20 protein-coding genes are annotated in these 17,878 nt (G+C 71.9%); 12 read left to right on the plus strand and 8 right to left on the minus strand.

The window, feature by feature from the left end:
* From Q0116_RS00175 to Q0116_RS00185, 3 genes are all read right to left on the minus strand, one after another.
* On the minus strand, nucleotides 1–665 hold a 665-nt coding region (locus Q0116_RS00175), incomplete at its 3' end, for a protein sorting system archaetidylserine synthase (RefSeq protein WP_297884396.1).
* Between the two features lie 102 nt (nucleotides 666–767).
* Nucleotides 768–1,820 (minus strand): Brp/Blh family beta-carotene 15,15'-dioxygenase, encoded by a 1,053-nt coding sequence (locus Q0116_RS00180; RefSeq protein ID WP_297884398.1) that lies wholly within the window; start codon nucleotides 1,818–1,820, stop codon nucleotides 768–770.
* Between the two features lie 271 nt (nucleotides 1,821–2,091).
* Nucleotides 2,092–2,472, minus strand: coding sequence for a SlyX family protein (locus Q0116_RS00185; RefSeq protein ID WP_297884399.1), 381 nt, complete (start codon nucleotides 2,470–2,472; stop codon nucleotides 2,092–2,094).
* 178 nt (nucleotides 2,473–2,650) lie between these two features.
* On the opposite strand from Q0116_RS00185, the gene Q0116_RS00190 reads away from it, so the two are divergent.
* Together Q0116_RS00190 and Q0116_RS00195 are read left to right on the plus strand one after the other, a co-directional pair.
* Nucleotides 2,651–3,430: a bacteriorhodopsin gene (locus Q0116_RS00190; RefSeq protein ID WP_271945694.1), complete on the plus strand. Its 780-nt coding sequence runs from the start codon at nucleotides 2,651–2,653 to the stop codon at nucleotides 3,428–3,430.
* Between the two features lie 71 nt (nucleotides 3,431–3,501).
* Entirely contained in the window at nucleotides 3,502–3,717 is a 216-nt protein-coding gene (locus Q0116_RS00195) for a hypothetical protein (RefSeq protein WP_271945695.1), read from the plus strand.
* Nucleotides 3,718–3,816: 99 nt separating this feature from the next.
* Here Q0116_RS00195 and Q0116_RS00200 read toward each other — a convergent pair whose 3' ends face one another.
* Nucleotides 3,817–5,877 carry an AAA family ATPase gene (locus tag Q0116_RS00200; RefSeq protein WP_297884402.1) on the minus strand — a complete coding sequence of 687 codons (2,061 nt, stop codon included), beginning with the start codon at nucleotides 5,875–5,877 and terminating at the stop codon, nucleotides 3,817–3,819.
* A gap of 204 nt (nucleotides 5,878–6,081) precedes the next feature.
* Between Q0116_RS00200 and Q0116_RS00205 the strand changes: the two genes are divergently transcribed.
* From Q0116_RS00205 to Q0116_RS00220, 4 genes are all read left to right on the plus strand, one after another.
* Nucleotides 6,082–8,082, plus strand: coding sequence for a bacterio-opsin activator domain-containing protein (locus Q0116_RS00205; protein ID WP_297884404.1), 2,001 nt, complete (start codon nucleotides 6,082–6,084; stop codon nucleotides 8,080–8,082).
* 130 nt (nucleotides 8,083–8,212) lie between these two features.
* Nucleotides 8,213–8,629, plus strand: coding sequence for an SRPBCC family protein (locus Q0116_RS00210; RefSeq protein WP_271945844.1), 417 nt, complete (start codon nucleotides 8,213–8,215; stop codon nucleotides 8,627–8,629).
* Between the two features lie 111 nt (nucleotides 8,630–8,740).
* Nucleotides 8,741–9,877 carry an SPFH domain-containing protein gene (locus tag Q0116_RS00215; RefSeq protein ID WP_297884405.1) on the plus strand — a complete coding sequence of 379 codons (1,137 nt, stop codon included), beginning with the start codon at nucleotides 8,741–8,743 and terminating at the stop codon, nucleotides 9,875–9,877.
* 90 nt (nucleotides 9,878–9,967) lie between these two features.
* Nucleotides 9,968–10,579 carry a MarR family transcriptional regulator gene (locus Q0116_RS00220; RefSeq protein WP_297884406.1) on the plus strand — a complete coding sequence of 204 codons (612 nt, stop codon included), beginning with the start codon at nucleotides 9,968–9,970 and terminating at the stop codon, nucleotides 10,577–10,579.
* Between the two features lie 30 nt (nucleotides 10,580–10,609).
* On the opposite strand, the gene Q0116_RS00225 is transcribed toward Q0116_RS00220, so the two are convergent.
* The 3 genes from Q0116_RS00225 to Q0116_RS00235 all read right to left on the minus strand — a co-directional run bounded on the left by Q0116_RS00225 (nucleotide 10,610) and on the right by Q0116_RS00235 (nucleotide 12,398).
* Complete coding sequence (locus Q0116_RS00225; protein ID WP_297884407.1) at nucleotides 10,610–10,864, minus strand: hypothetical protein; 255 nt, start codon at nucleotides 10,862–10,864, stop codon at nucleotides 10,610–10,612.
* Between the two features lie 152 nt (nucleotides 10,865–11,016).
* Nucleotides 11,017–11,604, minus strand: a complete 588-nt coding sequence (locus tag Q0116_RS00230) for an inosine/xanthosine triphosphatase (RefSeq protein ID WP_297884408.1) — start codon at nucleotides 11,602–11,604, stop codon at nucleotides 11,017–11,019.
* The gene (locus tag Q0116_RS00235; RefSeq protein WP_297884410.1) at nucleotides 11,601–12,398 is read right to left on the minus strand and encodes a cobalamin-binding protein; all 798 of its coding nucleotides are present in this window, start codon (nucleotides 12,396–12,398) and stop codon (nucleotides 11,601–11,603) included. Before Q0116_RS00235 ends, Q0116_RS00230 begins: the two co-directional genes overlap by 4 nt.
* Before the next feature lie 272 nt (nucleotides 12,399–12,670).
* On the opposite strand from Q0116_RS00235, the gene Q0116_RS00240 reads away from it, so the two are divergent.
* From Q0116_RS00240 to Q0116_RS00265, 6 genes are all read left to right on the plus strand, one after another.
* On the plus strand, nucleotides 12,671–13,645 hold the full coding sequence (locus Q0116_RS00240) for a transcription initiation factor IIB family protein (RefSeq protein ID WP_297884412.1): 975 nt from the start codon (nucleotides 12,671–12,673) through the stop codon (nucleotides 13,643–13,645).
* A gap of 75 nt (nucleotides 13,646–13,720) precedes the next feature.
* Nucleotides 13,721–14,437 (plus strand): type I 3-dehydroquinate dehydratase, encoded by a 717-nt coding sequence (locus Q0116_RS00245; protein ID WP_297884414.1) that lies wholly within the window; start codon nucleotides 13,721–13,723, stop codon nucleotides 14,435–14,437.
* Nucleotides 14,438–14,501: 64 nt separating this feature from the next.
* Nucleotides 14,502–14,690, plus strand: coding sequence for a multidrug transporter (locus Q0116_RS00250; protein ID WP_297884416.1), 189 nt, complete (start codon nucleotides 14,502–14,504; stop codon nucleotides 14,688–14,690).
* A gap of 119 nt (nucleotides 14,691–14,809) precedes the next feature.
* On the plus strand, nucleotides 14,810–15,802 hold the full coding sequence (locus Q0116_RS00255) for a rhomboid family intramembrane serine protease (RefSeq protein ID WP_297884418.1): 993 nt from the start codon (nucleotides 14,810–14,812) through the stop codon (nucleotides 15,800–15,802).
* Nucleotides 15,802–16,665, plus strand: a complete 864-nt coding sequence (locus Q0116_RS00260) for an endonuclease V (protein ID WP_297884420.1) — start codon at nucleotides 15,802–15,804, stop codon at nucleotides 16,663–16,665. Before Q0116_RS00255 ends, Q0116_RS00260 begins: the two co-directional genes overlap by 1 nt.
* A gap of 85 nt (nucleotides 16,666–16,750) precedes the next feature.
* A complete protein-coding gene (locus tag Q0116_RS00265) occupies nucleotides 16,751–17,023 on the plus strand; it encodes a hypothetical protein (RefSeq protein ID WP_297884423.1) in 273 nt (90 codons plus the stop codon).
* A 52-nt stretch (nucleotides 17,024–17,075) separates the two neighbouring features.
* Here Q0116_RS00265 and Q0116_RS00270 read toward each other — a convergent pair.
* A partial coding sequence (locus tag Q0116_RS00270) for an MBL fold metallo-hydrolase (protein ID WP_297884424.1) occupies nucleotides 17,076–17,878 on the minus strand: 803 nt, incomplete at its 5' end.

The raw sequence follows: 17,878 nt of genomic DNA on the forward strand, positions 1-17,878 counted from the left end.
GAGAGGAACAGCAGCGCGAACGCGAACCCCTCGCCGATCCACGCCGGGAGCGCGCTCGTCGCCATGTGGCCGGCGGGGGTGAGGATCACCGCCGCCTGGACGACGCCCATCACGAGCGCGTCCTGCGCGTGGAGGTCCGGATACCGCACCGTCGACCCCATGAGCAGCGCGAACGCCGCCGTCGCCCCGACGAGGAGCGGCGGGGCGGTGTAGCCCGCGATGACGGCCGCCGCGAGCACCGTCGCGGCCAGCGTGGTGGGGACGCCGACCGTCTCTCGCGCCCCGTCCTCGTCGACGGTGTAGAGGCCGAGCCGGGCGACCGAGGCGGCGACGAACAGCGCACCGGCACCGAGGCCGGCGGCGACGAGGACGGGGTCGGTCGCGAGCGAGCGCCCGTCGCGGACGGCCGCCGTCACGAGCGCGGCGGGGGCGACGCCGAAGGAGGCGACGTCCGCCAGCGAGTCGAGGTACGGCCCGGCCGGCGTCGACCCGCGGTGGCGGGCGACGACCCCGTCGAGCCCGTCCGCGACCGCGGCGAGGAGGACGAGTCGGGCCGCGAGCGCGACGTCGACCGTCGCGGCGACGACGGCGAGGAAGCCGACGGCGGCGTTGGCCACGGTCACCGCGTCCGCGAGCCCGAGCCGCCGAGCGAACCGCAGAGGCATACCGTATCGGTCGACGAGCCGGGTTTTAGGGCTTGTTATCTCGTCGACCGCGGGCCGTTCGCGTCGGGCGAACGCGCGTTCCGCGGGCGCGTCCGTCCGCGGTCAGGGAACGTACCAGATGCCGCGCCCGAAGTCGAGCCACTCGCCCACGACGACGTGCGGCATCGCGATGACGCAGACGAAGATGGTGTAGAAGGCGACCGCGCCGGAGAGCAGCGACCCGCCGGCGAGGGGGTTCGGCGCGACGGTCCACAGGGCGGCCGCGACGGTCGCCGTGACCAGCGCGCCGACGACGAGGACCCCCCACGCGACGACGAGCGAGACGCCCTCGGTCCGGTCCGGCTGCTCCTGTTCGACGACCATGCTCCGCGCCGACTGCCGGATCGAGTACCACAGCGGGAAGTAGAGCCCGATGGCGACCACGACGGGCACGAGCGCGAAGTACGCGACGAGCAGCAGCGTCTCGGCGGCGTCGAGGAGCCACGACCGACTGACGCCGCCGGTCGAGCGCAGGCTGGTGACGAGGCCGCCGCCGAGGTGCGTGACCACGCCGAGCCCGAAGACCGCGCCGAGCGCCGTGGTGAACGTCTCGGGGTTCGAGGCGGCCGGGCCGGCCAGCCGGCCGTCGAAGACGCCCAGCATGATGCCGGTGAAGCTGTAGTAGGTCTCGGTCCAGAAGACGGCGGGGACGATCATCACGGCCCCGCCGCGGATCAGGGCGGCGAGCGCCCGCTGCGGCTTGGTCGTGAGGTGCTCGGTGCCGACCAGCGCGTCCATCACGCGGAGGTCGCCGTGCCCGCCCTTCGCGACCGCCGTCCCGAACGCGAGCGCGAGCGCGGGCAGCGGCGCGACGACGAACAGCGCCACGAACGACGCGACGAAGCCGATGTAGAGCCCGACGTACCGCGCGCCGAACGGGAGTCCCCGCCGGCGGAGGTTCGAGAAGTGTTCGTATCCCCCGTGCGGGAGGTTCAGGGCGACCATCCCGACGAGGTAGGCGATCATCTGGGTCCGGAGCGACAGTTCGGTCCCGGCCGCGGACAGCGCGCCGAACCCGACCGCGAGCAGGAGCAACGCCGCGCGCGACGCGCCGATTGCCGTCCGTTCCGGTTCTCCGAGAAGCCGCCGCACCGGACTCGCCGTCGACGTAGCCATGGTCGATCGTACGGTCGTTACGGGGTTAGGGCCTCGTCGCCATTATTCGGTATTTTATAAGACCGCGTCGCGGTGATCGGCGTCGAGAGCCCGAACTGGGACGGTCGACGACCGCGGTCGCGACGGTCGATCGGTCGAGTCGGAGCGGCCGACGACCCTAACGAGTGGTACTAGTTGAACGAAGGGGACCGGTTGAACGGAGGGAACCGGGTGAACGGAGGGTACTGGTCGAGCGAGCGGTACCATGTTCGTGGCGCACACGCGGGCGCGATCAGTACGTGTGGATCACTTCGCCGCAGCGCGTGCACTCGATCGTGTCCGACCGGAACAGGCGCTCCTTCTTCTCGGTGGGGCCGTTACACTCGGGGCAGACGCCGAGGTTCCGCCCGTCGGCGACGCGGGCGGACAGGTCGAGGAACTGGTCTTCGAGCTTGTCGATCTGCTCCGACTGCTCCTCGACGACGGACCGGAGCTCCTCGATGGTCTCGTCGCGCTCCTCGACCGCGGTGGACAGCTCGTCGATGCGCTGCTCGTACGCGTCGATCGCCTCGACGTCGATGGTGACGTCGTCGGCCGTCTCCGTCTCGGCCTCTCGCTCCGTGGTGGTCTCCGTGGTCGATTCCGCTTCCGCCTCGGTGTCGTCGTCTGCCATACGACAGTAGATGTGCCCCAGGGTCATTACTTTCGGGCCGACTACGTTCCCCTCGGGAGGTGGTGCGCCGGGGGACGCGACCGGCGAAGCGCCCCCGCGATCGGTCGCCGGGGGACGGCCATACCTGACTGGGTTGGCATCGATCTGAATAGGGTATATGCTATATGTAGAAGTGGGTATGGACCCGATAGCGCTACAGGCGGGATACGACCTCCTCGGGGACGGTCGCCCCGAGACGCTCTGGTTGGGTATCGGCACGCTACTAATGATCATCGGGACCTTCTACTTCATCGCCCGCGGTTGGGGCGTGACGGACAAGGAGGCCCGTGAATACTACGCGATCACGATCCTCGTGCCGGGGATCGCTTCGGCCGCGTATCTGGCGATGTTCTTCGGCATCGGTGTGACCGAAGTCGAACTCGCCAGCGGAACGGTGCTGGACATCTACTACGCCCGGTACGCGGACTGGCTGTTCACGACGCCGCTGCTGCTGCTCGACCTCGCCCTGCTGGCGAAGGTCGACCGCGTCACCATCGGGACGCTCATCGGCGTTGACGCGCTGATGATCGTCACCGGTCTCATCGGCGCACTGTCGAAGACGCCGCTCGCGCGGTACACCTGGTGGCTGTTCAGCACGATCGCGTTCCTGTTCGTGCTCTACTACCTCCTCACGAGCCTCCGCAGTGCGGCCGCGGAGCTCTCGGAGGAAGTCCAGACCACCTTCAACACGCTGACCGCACTGGTCGCCATCCTCTGGACGGCGTACCCGATCCTGTGGATTGTCGGGACCGAGGGTGCCGGCGTCGTCGGCCTCGGCGTCGAGACCCTCGCGTTCATGGTGCTCGACGTGACCGCGAAGGTCGGCTTCGGGTTCGTCCTGCTCCGCAGCCGCGCCATCCTCGGCGACACCGAGGCGCCGGAGCCCTCCGCGGGCGCCGACGCCCAGGCCGCGGACTAACGGTCGACCCGCCGACCGTTCGGTAACCGTATCGCATCGCACCAACCGACTTTCACCATTCATTTTTCCATATGACTGACACCAACACTCAACAGACACCGGTACTGAACACGCGGTCCGTCGTCGGGCTCGCCGTCTGCCTCGTGATCGCTCTCTCCGGGATCTTCCTGATCCCGACGTTCGAGTCTCGCGCGGGATTCGGCGTGACGTTCTGGACGATGGCGGCGATGGAGCTGCTCGCGATGGTCGGCGTCGCGTACTTCGTCCTCAACCTCCACGAGGAGTAGACCGCGCGGCGGCCCGCCGCCGTCGCGGGGCGTCGCCGTCGTCACGTAGATGCCGTCAGGCACGCTCTGTCTCCGCCCGTGCCGTCCCGGCGGACGAACTCAGTCCGTCGCTCGCTCGGCGTCGCCGCGCCCGTCGCGGGTCGACGGCGACGTCTCGGCCAAGGCGCGCTCGAAGTGGTCGCGCCCGACCGTCGGCTCGACGGGCGGGCCGTCGTCGACGATCGCGTCCTCGATCGCGAGCAGGCCTGCCTCCCTGACGAGCGCCGCGATGTCGCCGCCGCTGTACCCGGTGGTGCGGTCGGCGAGGGCGTCGAGGTCGACGCCGGACGCGACGGGCATCTCTCGCGCGTGGATCCCGAGGATCTCGCGGCGCGCGTCCCGGTCGGGGAGCGGCGTCTCGACCGCCTTCTCGATGCGACCGGGCCGGAGCAGCGCCTCGTCGATGTTGTCCGGGCGGTTCGTGGCCGCGATCACCACGACGTCGGTGAGCGGCTCTAACCCGTCGAGCTCGGTCAGGAGCTGCGAGACCACGCGCTCGCCGGCCCCCGTGTCGTCGCCGCGGCGCTTCGGCGAGATTGCGTCGACCTCGTCGAAGAAGACCACGGCGGGCGCGTTCTCCCGGGCGGTGGCGAACAGGTCGCGGACCGCCTGCTCGCTCGCCCCGACGTACTTGTCGAGGAGCTCGGGCCCGTTCACCGGGATGAAGTTCGCGTCGCTGAGGCTCGCCGCCGCGCGGGCGAGCAGCGTCTTGCCGGTCCCCGGCGGCCCGTGGAGGAGCACGCCGGACGGGGGGTCGATCCCCATCGCCGCGAAGCGGTCGGCGTACTCCAAGGGCCAGTACACCGCGCGCACCAGCTCGCGTTTGGCCTCGTCGAGCCCCCCGACCTCGTCCCAGCCGACCGCGGGGAACTCGACGGTGACCTCGCGGAGCCCGGTGGGCTCGACGTCGTCGAGCGCGTCGTCGAAGTCGTCCATCCGGATCGCGGTGCGGCCCTCGCGGCGGACCGCGCGCTCTAAGGCGGCGTCCGCGAGGACGGCCAGGTCGGCGAACACGTACCCGTTGAGCCGCGCGGCGACGGCGTCGAAGTCGACGTCCATCGCGAGCGGCGCGCCCTCGCACAGCGACTCGAGCGCGTCGCGCCGCTCCGCGGTCGTCAGCGGCTCGACCTCGATCTCGCGGTCGAACCGCCCGCCGCGGCGCAGCGCCGACGGCACGCCGCCGGGGTCCGTCGTCGCGCCGATCACGACGGTCCGGTCCCCGGCGCGGAGCTCGTCGACGGTCGACCGGAACCGGTCGGCCAGCGCGCCGCCGCCGTCGTCGGCCCCGAGCGCCTCGAGGTCGTCGAGGAGGACCACGGTGGGCTCGCCCGCCGCGACGGCCTCGACGACCCGCTCGAGCCCCTCTGACTGGTCGCCGGCGCGCTCGCCGCGGAGGCGCGCCGCGGAGACGCGGACGAGCGCCGCGTCGGTCGCGGCCGCGACGGCCTCGACGAGCGTCGTCTTCCCCGAGCCGCGCGGCCCGTGGAGGAGCAGCCCGAGCGTCGGCGAGCCCGCGGACGCGAACGTCTCCGCCGCGTCGAACCGGGTCGCGACGGCCTCTCGGAGCCGCTCGAACGTCGCGGTCTCGACGACGTCGGCGGCGTCGCTCCCGGGGGACTCGTCGACGACGGCCGGCTTCCCGTCGTCGGCCGCGACGGTGATCTCGGTCCCGCCGCCGACGACCGCGGGCGAGGAGGGGGTCACGGCCCGCACGTCGAACCGGAGCGTGAGCGCGCCGCCGAGGCGGGTGACCTCGACCTCGTCGCCGACGGCGACCACGCGGCGGTCGAGCCGCTGGCGGATGGCGTCCTCGCTCCGCTCGAGGTCGACAGACTGCCGGAGCCGCAGTGTGAGCGACGACGCGACCGGCAGGTCCGACGCGCTCACGGTCGCGGTGTCCCCCGGTTCGAGCCCGGCGGTGCGACGGAGCCGCTCGGGCACGAAGACGGCCTCCGGTCCGCCGTCGACCGCGACGACGGAGGCGACGACGCGGTGCGCGCCCTCGACCACGACCGAGTCGCCGAGGCCGACGCCGAGGTCGGCGAGGACGGCGTCCGGGAGGCCGATCCGGTCGCCGGGGACCGACGTGGGCGGCTCTCGGACCGGGACGCGCACGCTCATCGTTCGTGGGGTCGGGCGGGAGATGTGCCTGTAGAGGAGGTAGTCGACACCATACGTCGATCTCACGCCCACCGATCCTCAAGTAACCACGGCCTGACTGGACAGCCGAGTCGGGCCGGGTCCGGCGAGTCGGCGGACGGGAGTCGGTTTCGGACCGCCGGAAGACCGGCAAGCATTAACCCGTATCGGTGTGAACACCTGTTCATGGCGAACGCTCGGGCTCTCCTCGTCCACCCGGAGGAGGGGAGCGATCGGATCGAGACGGCGCTCGGTGCCGCGGGGTTCGACGTGACCCGCACGGACACCGCGGCCTCCGCTGTCGCGAAGGCGACGACCGGGGAGTACGACTGCGTCGTCAGCGAGTACGCGCTGAGCGGCGACGACGGAGTCGCCCTCGCGACCGCGATCGAGGAGTCCGACGCCGGGGTGCCGGTCGTGATGTTCACGGCGACGGAGGAAGAGGGCGTCCCGGAGGCCGCCTTCGAGAACGGGGTCGACCGGTTCCTCCAGAAGAACGGGTCGGCGTCGATCGACAAGTTGGTCTCGGACGTCTCGACGGTCTGTTCGGGGGTGCCGACCTCCGAGCCGCGGCAGGACGTCTCGGAGCACGAACCGACCGCGGCGGAGGTGACGCGGGCGGTCGAGGACGCGCCGATCGGGATCAGCATCAGCGATCCGGACCTCCCGGACTACCCGCTCGTGTACGTCAACGACGCGTGGAAGGACCACACCGGGTACCCGGTCGAGGAGGCGCTCGGGCGCAACCCCCGGTTCCTCCAGGGGCCGGGGACGGACCCGGAGACCGTCGAGGAGATCGCGGAGGCGCTCGGCAACGAGGAGGAGGTGACCGTCGAGATCCGCAACTACCGGCGCGACGGGACCCCGTTCTGGAACGAGCTGACGGTCGCGCCGATATACGACGAGGACGGCGACCTGGCTCACTACGTCGGCTTCCAGAACGACGTCAGCGAGCGGAAGGAGGCGGAGCGGCTCGCGCAGGAGCGCGCCGAGAAGCTCGCGACGGAGCGGCGCTCGCTCGACAGGGTCCTCGGCCGAGTGAACGGGCTGCTCAGCGACATCAGCCGCATCCTCGTCGAGAACCGGGACCCGAGCGTCATCCCGGCGCGCGTGTGCGAGACGATCGCCGGCGAGCCGGGGTACGCCGGCGGGTGGATCGGCGAGGTCTCCTCGGCGACGGGCGAACTCGAGATACGCGCCGCGAGCGGCCTGTCGGTCGAGGCGGGCGCGACGTTCGACCTCGACGAGACGCCCGAAGAGGTCCGGGAGGCGCTCGAGAGCCAGGAGCTCAGCACCGGCTCGATAGAGCACGCGTCCGACGGACCGCTCGAACCGGAGAGCGCCGGCGGCCGTCGGCTCCTCGTCGTCCCGCTCGCGTACGGGGAGCGACAGTACGGCCTGCTGGGGATCTACGGCAGCGGCGCCGACGTCCTCGACCGCCGGGAGCGGAAGGTGTGCGACTCTGTCGGGAAGATGATCGCGAACGGGCTCCACTCGCTGGAGACGACGAAGATCCTCACGACCGACCGGGTCGTCGAGATCGTCGTCGGGGTCCGCGACCCCTCCGCGTCGCTCGCGCAGATCGCCGACGCCGTCGGCAGGGAGGTGACGCACCTCGGAACGACGCGCCTCGACGACGACGCCTGCGAGCTGTACTTCCGCGTCGACGGCGAGGGCGTGAGCCTCGACGAGCTGGAGTCGCTCCCGCTGGTCGAGTCGATGCGGACGGTCTCGGAGACGAACGGCGGCGCCAGCTTCGCCGTCACCGTCACGCAGTCGCCGCCGCTCACCCAGCTGGCCGACCACGGCGTCGTCGTCTCCGAGGCGACCGCCACGGCCGACGGGGCGACCCTGACCATCGAGGCCCCGCCCGAGCACGACGTCCGGTCGATCCTCGACGTGTTCCGCGACGAGTACGAGGGGGTCGAGCTCCGCTCGCGCGTCGAGCGCGAGAGCCGGGACCGCACCGTCGCGGAGTTCGCGGCCGCGGTCGACGAGCGCCTCACCGAGCGGCAGCGCGCCGCCTTGAAGACCGCCGAGCTGAACGGCTACTTCGAGTGGCCGCGGCCGGTCGACGGGTCGGAGATCGCCGAGCGGATGGGGATCACCCGGCAGACGTTCCACCAGCACCTCCGCGCCGCGGAGCGGAAGCTGGTCGAGGCGTACGTGAACCCCCGGTCGAACTGATGACGCGGGAGCCGCCGCGCGGGAGCGCCGACGCGTGACCGACGATCGGCCGGAGTCTGGCGGCGAACCGACCGACGAGGCGAGCGCCGCGTCCGTCGCGGGCGACGACCCGTTCGCCGCGAGCGACGCCATCGTCGTCGCGGCCGCCCCCGAGACCGTGTTCGCGTTCCTCGACGACCCGGCCAACCACGCGGCGATCACGCCGGGGCTCACGGACGTCCGGGACGTCGAGCCGCTGGCGAACGGCGGGAAGCGCCTCGCGTACACCTACCGGATGGCGGGGGTCGGGATCGACGGCGAGATCGTCCAGACGGTCCACGAGCCGCCGGAGCGCCACGTCTTCGAGCTCCGCGGGCGGCTCACCGGCACCATCGACCTCCGGCTCGAACCCGTCGACGGCGGCACGGAGCTGACGTACGCCGCGACGTACGGCCTCCCGGAGAACGCGCTCACCAGAGCCGGCTCCCCCGTGATCCGACGGTTCAACGAGCGGCAGCTCCGGGCGGCGCTGGAGAACGTCGCGGCCGAGTTCGACGAAGGCGAGTGAGTCCCCGGCGAACGCGCCGCGACCGATCCGCGGCGCCGCGACCGGGGGACTGCGGGACGGTGTGCCGTCGACGGGCGAACTATTAACCGTGGGATAGCCTAACTAGGAGGCATGGAACCGATCACCCTCCAAGCTGGCCTCGGCTTCGGGCTCGTGGGCGTCGGCCTGCTCGCGCTCCTGCTCGTCGTCGTCACGCTCTGGCAGTCGTTCGAGATCGTCGACGCGTACGAGAAGAAGACGCTCACCGTGTTCGGCGAGTACCGGAAGCTGCTCGAGCCGGGCATCAACCTCATCCCGCCGTTCGTCTCCCGCACGTACCCGTTCGACATGCGGACGCAGACGCTCGACGTCCCCCGGCAGGAAGCGATCACGCGGGACAACTCGCCCGTGACCGCCGACGCGGTCGTCTACATCAAGGTGATGGACGCGAAGAAGGCGTTCCTCGAGGTCGACGACTACAAGAAGGCGGTCTCGAACCTCGCGCAGACCACCCTCCGGGCGGTCCTCGGCGACATGGAGCTCGACGACACGCTGAACAAGCGCCAGGAGATCAACGCGAAGATCCGCAAGGAGCTCGACGAGCCGACCGACGAGTGGGGGATCCGCGTCGAGAGCGTCGAGGTCCGCGAGGTCAACCCCTCGAAGGACGTCCAGCAGGCGATGGAGCAGCAGACCTCCGCCGAGCGCCGCCGCCGCGCGATGATCCTCGAGGCGCAGGGGGAACGCCGCTCCGCGGTCGAGCAGGCGGAAGGTGACAAGCAGTCCAACATCATCCGCGCACAGGGGGAGAAGCAGAGCCAGATCCTCGAGGCGCAGGGTGACGCGATCTCGACCGTCCTCCGCGCGCGCTCCGCCGAGTCGATGGGCGAGCGCGCCATCATCGAGCGCGGCATGGAGACCTTAGAGGAGATCGGCAAGGGCGAGTCCACGACGTTCGTCCTGCCGCAGGAGCTCACCAGCCTCGTCGGCCGCTACGGCAAGGCCCTCTCCGGCTCCGACGTTCAGGAGATGGAGGGGCTCGACGGGAAGGAGTTCGACGCCGACACGCGGAAGATGCTCGGCCTCGACGACATCGACGAGATCCTCGGCCAGATCGAGGAGTCCGCCGAGATGAACGTCGAGGAGTTAGAGAAGGAGGCCGAGGCCGTGAAGGCGGGCGACGCCGGCGCGAGCATCAGGTCCGCGGACGAGGTCATCCAGGAGATGGACGACGAGGAACCGGCCGCGGAAGTCGAGAAGGAACAGTAGATCCGCGCGGAGCGCCGCCGAGCAACCGATTCTCCGCGGCGAACCGACGCGAGCGAAGTGTTTTTGTCAAGGCGTAGGCTAGTACTCGTCGTGACAGAGGGGTTCGACGGACGGAAACGCGAGACGCTCCGCCGCTTCGCCGCGGTCGGAGCGGCCGCGCCGTTCGTCGGCACCGCGAGTGCGGACGACGGGAGCGAGGACACGAACGAGACCAGGGAGGCGATCCGCGGCTACGTGCCGACGACCCCCGGCGCGCACTTCTCGAAGCTCCGCGACGACCTCCGCCTCGGCACCGGGGAGGCGCAGTACCACCTCCGGAAGCTCGAGGAGGCGGGCGCGGTCGAGTCGGTGAAGGACGCCGACTACCGCCGGTACTTCCCGGCGGGCCGGTTCGACGAGACCGACAAGCGGGCGCTCGGCTACCTCCGTCGGGAGACGCCCCGCGGGATGATCCTCGCCCTGCTGCGCGACCCGGACGCGACGGGGGCCGACCTCGCCGGCGTCCTCGGCGTCTCGCGGCCGACGATAAGCGCCGCGGCCGCCGACCTGGAGGACGCCGGCCTCCTCGACCGGACCGACGGCTACGCGCTGACCGAGCCCGAGCGACTGCTCACGCTCGTCGTCCGGTACGCCGACTCCTTCGACGCGGACGCGGTGGCGTTCGCCGACGACGCCGCGTCGCTGGTCGCGTACGACCCGTAGGGACCGCCGCGTCGCGGGCGCGGACCCCGGTCAGGTCGTGACCATCCACGTCGTCCCGGAGGAGTACCCCCACTTCTCGACGTCGATCTCGGTGGCGGCGTCGGCGATCGCGCCCATGTTCGCGCCGACCTCCTTCGCCGAGAGGTCGAGGTCGTCGGCGATCAGCCGCGACTTGAAGTACGTCCGGTCGGCCGCGTTCTCGCGGAGGTACCGGAGGATGCGCGTCTGTTTCGCGGAGAGGCCGGCCGATTCGGCTGCGACCGCGTCCGGGTGAGCCGTGCTCATACCGGTCCCACGGCAGCACCCCGCATAAGGCGGTTGGTAGGTCGGGTTAACACGCTGCCGTCGTGCGGTTTTCCGCGATGAAAGGCGCGAGAGTCCGGGCCCAGGTGCGGGTTTGGGTACGGTCTTCGAACCGCGCACGGGACCCGAAGCGGTCAGTAGAGGGCAGTGACGAACGGGCCGAGCGCGCCGCTCACGCCGGCGGCGAGCGCTTCGGCGCGGTCGACGCGGCCGTTCGTGAGCGCGCCCGCCGCGCCCCCGCGCTCCGCGATCCCGTCGGTGTCGAGGCGGTCGTCCATCACGGGCCCCAACTCCGCCCCGTCGTCGACGCGGGCGGCGATGGCCGACGGGAGCGCGAGGCTCGGCCCGGCACCGCGGCCGACGCGGTCGCCGTCCGTCACCGCCGCCCACATGATCAGGTACCGGTCGTCGGTCCCGTCGAACCCGGCGACGCCGCCCTCGACGCCGACGCCGAGGTCGTACCCCGCGGGGCGGTCGGGCTCCGCGTCGCTCCTTTCGGGGTCGACGTCGAGGACAGCTTTGGCCCGGTTCTCCGCGCCTTCGACCGTCTCGGCGTGGCCCCGCGGCTGTTCGCTCACGCCGGAGTCGACCGGGACTGACTCGACCGCGACGCCGGTCGGATCGCCGGGGAGGTCGTCGTCCGCCGCCGCGCCGAGCGCCAGTTCGACCGCGCGCCGCTTCACCGGGTTGCCGCTGCCGACGCCGACTCGCAGGGTCGTCATGTGCGGGGGTCGTCGGCCGCGGCCGAAAACGCCTCGGGATGGAGCAAGCGCGCCAGCCGCTCGACCCCGTCGATCAGGGCGGGGCTCGGCTGGTTCAGGAGCGAGTCGTCGAGCACGCTCACCGGGGCGTCGATCCAGTCACGCTCGGCGACGCCGGCGGGGTCGACGCGGTCGCCGTGCCCGCAGACGTGGACGACGACGCGGTCCGGGGCCGCGCGCTCGACGGCGGCGGGGTCGACCTCGCGGGAGCGCTCGCCCGGCTCGACGAACGGGTAGCGGCCGCCGGCGGCGCGGACCGCGTCGGGGACCCAGTTGCCGGCCGCCATCGGCGGGTCGGACCACTCCTCGCAGTAGACGGTCGGCCGGGGGCGGTCGGCGACGCGCTCGGCGACTCGGTCGAGTCGGTCGCGGGCGTCGGTCGCGAGCCGCTCGCCCGCTTCGGGTCGGCCCACGTCGCTCCCGCGCGCCGCGAACCCGTCCAAGGCGTCGTCGAGCGTCGCGGGTTCGCGGTGCGCGACGTCGAGGCCGCGGTCGCGGCAGTCGTCGGCCAGGTCGGCCTGGAGCCCGTCGCTGGTGAGCACGACGTCGGGGTCGAGGGCGGCGACGCGGTCGAGGTCGGGGGTGAGCCAGCCGCCGACGGCGGTCGGGGCGTCCGGTCCGTGCGCCGAGCCGGCGTCGGCGTCGTCCGGGAGGTCGCAGTGTGCGGTGACGCCGACGAGGCGGTCGGCGGCACCGAGCGCGGCGACGGTGGCGGTCGCGCTCGGCGCGAGCGAGACGACGCGGGATGCGGACATGGGGCCCGATCCGGCCGCGACGGTGTCAACCGTTTCGGTCCCGGCGGTGATTCGGAGAAGGGCTCGAACGTCGCCGGGGCCGAACGCGGCGGCGGCGGCGAGGAGTCGGCGGGGAGACGAGCCCGCGGACGAGAGACCGGCGAAAACGCGTGATAGATCGTGTTCTTTTGTCGAGATCCGGGCGACACGTTCCGGTCGTTTTAAGTTGTGTTCCGCCGACGGTAACGTAAGATCGCTCTCGGGCAGTTTCAGTTTCCGGGGGCAACCGAGCTATGAGTGAACGACTACACACACGGGGGAGTCGCTCCCGAACGGAGACGAACGAGGAGGAATCGGAGAACACGGACGAGACGCTCAGCTGCCCGGAGTGCGGCGGCCACGTCATCAACGACGAGGAGCACGGGGAGACGGTCTGTAGCGACTGCGGGCTCGTCGTCGAGGCCGACTCGGTCGACCGCGGGCCGGAGTGGCGCGCGTTCGACTCCCGCGAGAAAGACGAGAAGAGCCGCGTCGGCGCCCCGACGACCAACACGATGCACGACAAGGGGCTCTCGACGAACATCGACTGGCGCGACAAGGACGCGTACGGCCGGTCGCTCGGCGCGCGCCAGCGTCAGAAGATGCAGCGGCTCCGCAAGTGGAACGAGCGGTTCCGCACCCGCGACTCCAAGGAGCGCAACCTGAAGCAGGCGCTCGGCGAGATCGACCGCATGGCCAGCGCGCTCGGCCTCCCGGACAACGTCCGCGAGACCGCCTCCGTCATCTACCGCCGCGCGCTCGACGAGGACCTGCTCCCCGGCCGCTCCATCGAGGGCGTCTCCACCTCCTGCGTCTACGCCGCCGCTCGGATGGCCGGCGTCCCGCGCAGCCTCGACGAGATCGCCGACGTCTCCCGCGTCGAGAAGGCCGAGATCGCGCGGACGTACCGCTACGTCGTCCGCGAGCTGAAGCTCGAAGTGAAACCGGCCGACCCCGAGCAGTACGTCCCCCGCTTCGCCTCCGACCTGGAGCTCTCCGAGGAGTCCGAGATGCGCGCGAAGAGCCTCCTGCGCAACGCGAAGGAGAAGGGCGTCCACTCCGGCAAGTCGCCGGTCGGCCTCGCCGCGGCCGCCGTCTACGCCGCCGCCCTGCTCACCAACGAGAAGACGACGCAGGCCGCGGTCTCGGAGGTGGCCGACATCAGCGAGGTCACCATCCGGAACCGATACCACGAGCTGCTGGAGGCCGAGGACGGCCTCGTCGCCTGACGCGGCTCGACATCCCCGTCGCCCGGTTCGCCCCGGAGGCACACACCTAAGTTCTCACCCGCGGAACGCCCGCGTATGTTCGAGGAGTTCGTTCTCGCCGCGAGCACGGCCGACCTCTCGGAGGAGCCGGCGGCTCGCGACCGCGCCGACGCCGTGGAGTTCCGACTGGACCTCGCGGACGCCCCGCTCGACCAGCTGGCGAGCTACGACGGCGACCTCCCGCTGCTCGTCACGAACCGGGCGTCCTGGGAGGGCGGCGAGGCCGAGGGGCTCGGGCGGTACGACGCGCTCTCGACGGCGATCGGTCACGACGCGGTCGCCGCGGTCGACGTGGAGCTCGCCGCGTTACGCGGGACGCACCCGGACCCGGCGGAGGAGTCGCACGCGACGGCGCTGCGGGACGCGGCGCGCGAGGCGGGCGTGGCGGTGGTCGCGTCGGTCCACGACTTCGAGTCCACCCCGGAGCCCGCCGCGCTCGTCGACCTCCTCGCCGACGCCGCGGGCGAGGGCGACGTGGGGAAGCTGGCGACGACCGCGACCGCGCCGGGCGACGCGCTCGCGATGATCGAGGCGACCCACGAGGCGACCGCGGCGGGCCACCGGGTCGCCACGATGTGTATGGGCGAGCCGGGGCGGCACACCCGCGCGGTCACCCCGGTGTACGGGTCGAAGATCGGCTACGCGCCCGTCGACCCCGCGAACGCGACCGCGCCCGGGCAATACCCACTCGCGACGCTCCGGGAGCTGGTCGACGGGCTGCGGGCGCGCAAGGCGGACGAGACGGACGCGTAGGGACGCGGATTCGGCCGACCGGGGCGGACACTTTTCATCTTCGCCGTCGAACCGTGGCGGTGAGATGCCGCTCGTCGAATCAAGTCAGTCGTCGCTGGTCTCCGCGTTCGGCCTCCTCGTCGCCCTCGTCGCGGTCGTCGGCACCCGCTTCCTCGGCTGGGAGTGGGGGTCCGGCGGGGTCGTCCCGACCCTCGTCGGGGTCGCGGTCGCCGTGGTCGCCGTGGCGGTCGTCGCTCGCCGGGTGCTGGAGTGAGCGCGCCCCTCGGGCCGGTTCGAGCCCGTCGCCAGCCGCCGGCTCTTCGCGTCGTCGGCTCCCCGCCGCGTCCGGCGCGGAGCCAAACCGCTTTACGACCGCCCCCGTAAGTGCCGACAATGGCGACGTGCGACGTGTGCGGGGAGTACGAGAACCTCCCGTACCAGTGTAAACGGTGCGGCCAGACGTTCTGCGCCGAGCACCGGCTGCCCGAGAACCACAACTGTCCGGGCCTCGCCGAGTGGGACGACCCCGGCGGGGTCTTCGACAGCGGCTTCGACGAGAGCGTCGAGGGCGACGACGGCGGGGGCGCGAGGGGCGGCGGCCGCACCGTGAGAACCGGCGGCGCCGGCGGCGGCGTCGTCGACCGGGTCAAGCGCCGGATCGACCGCGAGACCAGCACCGGCGGATTCGTGAGCTTCTTCCGCAACAACGCGACGTACGCGATCCTCGCGGCGATCTGGATCACCTTCCTCGCACAGCTGATCGTGTTCTGGGGGATCAGCCGTTCGCTCCACGATACGCTGTTCGTCCTCCAGCCCGACGCGCTCGGCAACGTCTGGACGCTGGTCACCTCCGTGCTCTCACACTCCCCGGTGAGCCTGTACCACATCATCGGGAACAGCATCGTGATCCTGTTCTTCGGCCCGCTCGTCGAGCGCGCCGTGGGGTCGAAGAAGTTCGCCGCGTTCTTCTTCGCGTCGGGGATCGCCGCCGGTCTCGGTCACATCCTCTTCGCGATCGGTACGAACGCCCCGCTCGCCGGCATCCTCGGCGCCAGCGGTGCCGGGTTCGCGATCCTCGGCGTCCTCACCGTCTGGCGGCCGAACATGCAGGTGCTTCTCTTCTTCGTCATTCCGCTGAAGATCAAGTACCTCACGTGGGGCATCGCGCTGATCTCGGCGGTGCTCGTGGTCCAGAGCCTTCAGGCCGGCGGGGGCGGCGCCGCCGGCGGCATCGCCCACCTCGCGCACCTGATCGGGTTCGCGATCGGGCTCACGTTCGGGAAGCGCAACGAGGGGCTCGCCCGGTCGGCGGGCGGCGGGGGCGGCGTCTCGATGGGCGGCGCGCGCGGTCCGCGCGGTCCGGGCGGCCCCGGCGGCCGGTTCTGATGGCCCTCGCGCGGCCGGACCTCCGGCCCGACCCGTCGCTGTCGACGGCCGAGATGGAGGACCTCCAGCGGGAGATCGCCGCGGCCGCGACGTTCGACGACGACCGCGCGCTCGACCCGGACGCCGTCGCGGTCGAGGAGGCCGCCTCGCTCGCGGACGGGCTGCCGCCGGCGCGCGACGGGGATCAAGCGCGCCTCGATCCGGGATCCGGTTCGGTGAACGCGCACGACTCGGACGCGCCGGTCGTCGTCGGCGTCGACCAAGCGTTCCTCACCGACCGCGCGGGCGACCGTCCCGACGCCGCCGTCTCCGCTGCGGTCGCGTTCCGCGACGGGACCGTGGTCGAGTACGCGCACGCGACGACCCCGCTCTCGATCCCATACGTTCCCGGCCTGCTCGCGTTCCGGGAGGGCGAGCCGATCCTGGCCGCGCTCGACGCGCTCGACGCCGACCCCGACCTGCTGGTCTGTGACGGCTCCGGGCGGATCCACTTCCGGGAGGCGGGGCTCGCGACGCACGTCGGCGTCCTGTGCGACGTGCCGAGCGTCGGCGTCGCGAAGAACCTCCTCTGCGGCGAACCCGACGAGCCGACGGCCGAGCGCCCCGCGGGCTGGCGGACGCCGATCCGCGCGGACGACGCGGTGACGACGGCCGAGCCGGGGACGGTGATCGGCCACGCGTTCCAGTCGCGCCAGTACCCGACGAGCAGGCGGGTGAACCCCCTGTACGTCAGTCCCGGGCACCGCGTGTCCGCGGCGACCGCGGTCGACCTCGTCGCGGCGCTGTGCGCGGGCTACAAGCTCCCCGAGCCGACGCGGCTCGCGGACGCGCACGCGGAGCGGGCGAAAGGCGACGCGGAGTGAGCGCGGAGGCCCTGCCGGGCCGATACCGTGACACCTGTTGCCACGGGCAGGCGGTTTTTAGACGGTCGGTCGCGAACGCGGAGACATGGGAGACGACGACGCGGAGAGACCGATGTCCGCCGAGGAGTTCCGGTCGCTGACCGACGGCTTGGTGCGCCAGAGTTCGGGCGGCGGGACGACCGTCTACAAGAACGCAGCGGGGGTCGGCTGTCCGAACCCGGACTGCGACCGCGGCGTCTTCCAGACGCTGTTCGTCAGCGACCACGGCTGGCAGCAGATCGGCGCGACCCGCGACGGGATCGACCTCTGTCTGGTCAACACGGAGTCGAAGCGGCTCGTCTTCATCCACGACGAGTGAGCGTCGCGGCCCGGAGCCGGCGACGTCGACGGCGATCGTAGCGTCGCGGCCGTCAGTCGTCGTCCGCGGCGGAGTCCGCGTCCGGGCCGGCGGCGCAGCGGTTCGGGCCGAGTTCGAGTTCGATCGCCGCGGTCTCGTCCGGGGGCGACTCCACGCCGCGGTTGGCCGCGATCACCGACTCGTAGTTCGGCGGCTTCTCCGGCAGCGTGCGGGTGATTCGCTCGACGAACTCGTCGGCGTCGAGGCCGAGGACCCCGATCTCGCGGCGCGCGGTCCCGACCGTCGTGGCGACCGGCGCTCCGGGCTCGACCTCGCCGGTCGTGCCGTCGTTCGCGACCGCGAAGTGGCCGGGGCAGACGACGGCGTCGTCGGGCTGTGCGAGCAGCGTCCCGTGGAGCGAGTCGTACAGCCGCTCGGCCGCGCTAGCCGCGCCCGCGCCGGCGGCGTCACCGGCTTCGTCGCCGTCTTCGCCGGCCGAGAACTGGAGCTCCGTCCGGCCCACGCTGTCGGTGAACAGCGTGTCGCCCGTGAGCACCGCGGCGTCGCCGACGAGGTAGCTCGCGCCGTCGTCGGTGTGGCCCGGCGTCGCGAGCGCCTTCAGGTCGACGCCGCCGACGTCGAGCGTCTCGTTGCGCCCGATCGGGTCGAAGTCGGACGCCACGTCGCGGGCGGCGGCCGCCGCGGGCAGGTAGTACGGGACGCCGAGGTCGTCCGCGAGCGCCCGGCCGCCGGAGAGGTGGTCGGCGTGGACGTGCGTGTCGAGGACGGCCGCGATCGACGCGCCGCGGTCGGCGGCCGCCTCGACCCACTCGTCGCCGTGTCTGGAGACGTCGACGGCGACGGCGACGCGGTCTG

The organism is uncultured Halorubrum sp. (assembly GCF_937146585.1).
Lineage (GTDB): Archaea > Halobacteriota > Halobacteria > Halobacteriales > Haloferacaceae > Halorubrum > Halorubrum miltondacostae.

Excerpts from the sequence above, each read along its gene's own strand:
- Q0116_RS00260 (WP_297884420.1), top strand. The coding sequence starts at position 15,802 with ATGGCCCTCGCGCGGCCGGACCTCCGGCCCGACCCGTCGCTGTCGACG.
- Q0116_RS00185 (WP_297884399.1), bottom strand. The coding sequence starts at position 2,472 with ATGGCAGACGACGACACCGAGGCGGAAGCGGAATCGACCACGGAGACC.
- Q0116_RS00245 (WP_297884414.1), top strand. The coding sequence starts at position 13,721 with ATGTTCGAGGAGTTCGTTCTCGCCGCGAGCACGGCCGACCTCTCGGAG.
- Q0116_RS00200 (WP_297884402.1), bottom strand. The coding sequence starts at position 5,877 with ATGAGCGTGCGCGTCCCGGTCCGAGAGCCGCCCACGTCGGTCCCCGGC.
- Q0116_RS00250 (WP_297884416.1), top strand. The coding sequence starts at position 14,502 with ATGCCGCTCGTCGAATCAAGTCAGTCGTCGCTGGTCTCCGCGTTCGGC.
- Q0116_RS00225 (WP_297884407.1), bottom strand. The coding sequence starts at position 10,864 with ATGAGCACGGCTCACCCGGACGCGGTCGCAGCCGAATCGGCCGGCCTC.
- Q0116_RS00195 (WP_271945695.1), top strand. The coding sequence starts at position 3,502 with ATGACTGACACCAACACTCAACAGACACCGGTACTGAACACGCGGTCC.
- Q0116_RS00265 (WP_297884423.1), top strand. The coding sequence starts at position 16,751 with ATGGGAGACGACGACGCGGAGAGACCGATGTCCGCCGAGGAGTTCCGG.
- Q0116_RS00230 (WP_297884408.1), bottom strand. The coding sequence starts at position 11,604 with ATGACGACCCTGCGAGTCGGCGTCGGCAGCGGCAACCCGGTGAAGCGG.
- Q0116_RS00190 (WP_271945694.1), top strand. The coding sequence starts at position 2,651 with ATGGACCCGATAGCGCTACAGGCGGGATACGACCTCCTCGGGGACGGT.
- Q0116_RS00240 (WP_297884412.1), top strand. The coding sequence starts at position 12,671 with ATGAGTGAACGACTACACACACGGGGGAGTCGCTCCCGAACGGAGACG.
- Q0116_RS00235 (WP_297884410.1), bottom strand. The coding sequence starts at position 12,398 with ATGTCCGCATCCCGCGTCGTCTCGCTCGCGCCGAGCGCGACCGCCACC.
- Q0116_RS00205 (WP_297884404.1), top strand. The coding sequence starts at position 6,082 with ATGGCGAACGCTCGGGCTCTCCTCGTCCACCCGGAGGAGGGGAGCGAT.
- Q0116_RS00255 (WP_297884418.1), top strand. The coding sequence starts at position 14,810 with ATGGCGACGTGCGACGTGTGCGGGGAGTACGAGAACCTCCCGTACCAG.
- Q0116_RS00215 (WP_297884405.1), top strand. The coding sequence starts at position 8,741 with ATGGAACCGATCACCCTCCAAGCTGGCCTCGGCTTCGGGCTCGTGGGC.
- Q0116_RS00180 (WP_297884398.1), bottom strand. The coding sequence starts at position 1,820 with ATGGCTACGTCGACGGCGAGTCCGGTGCGGCGGCTTCTCGGAGAACCG.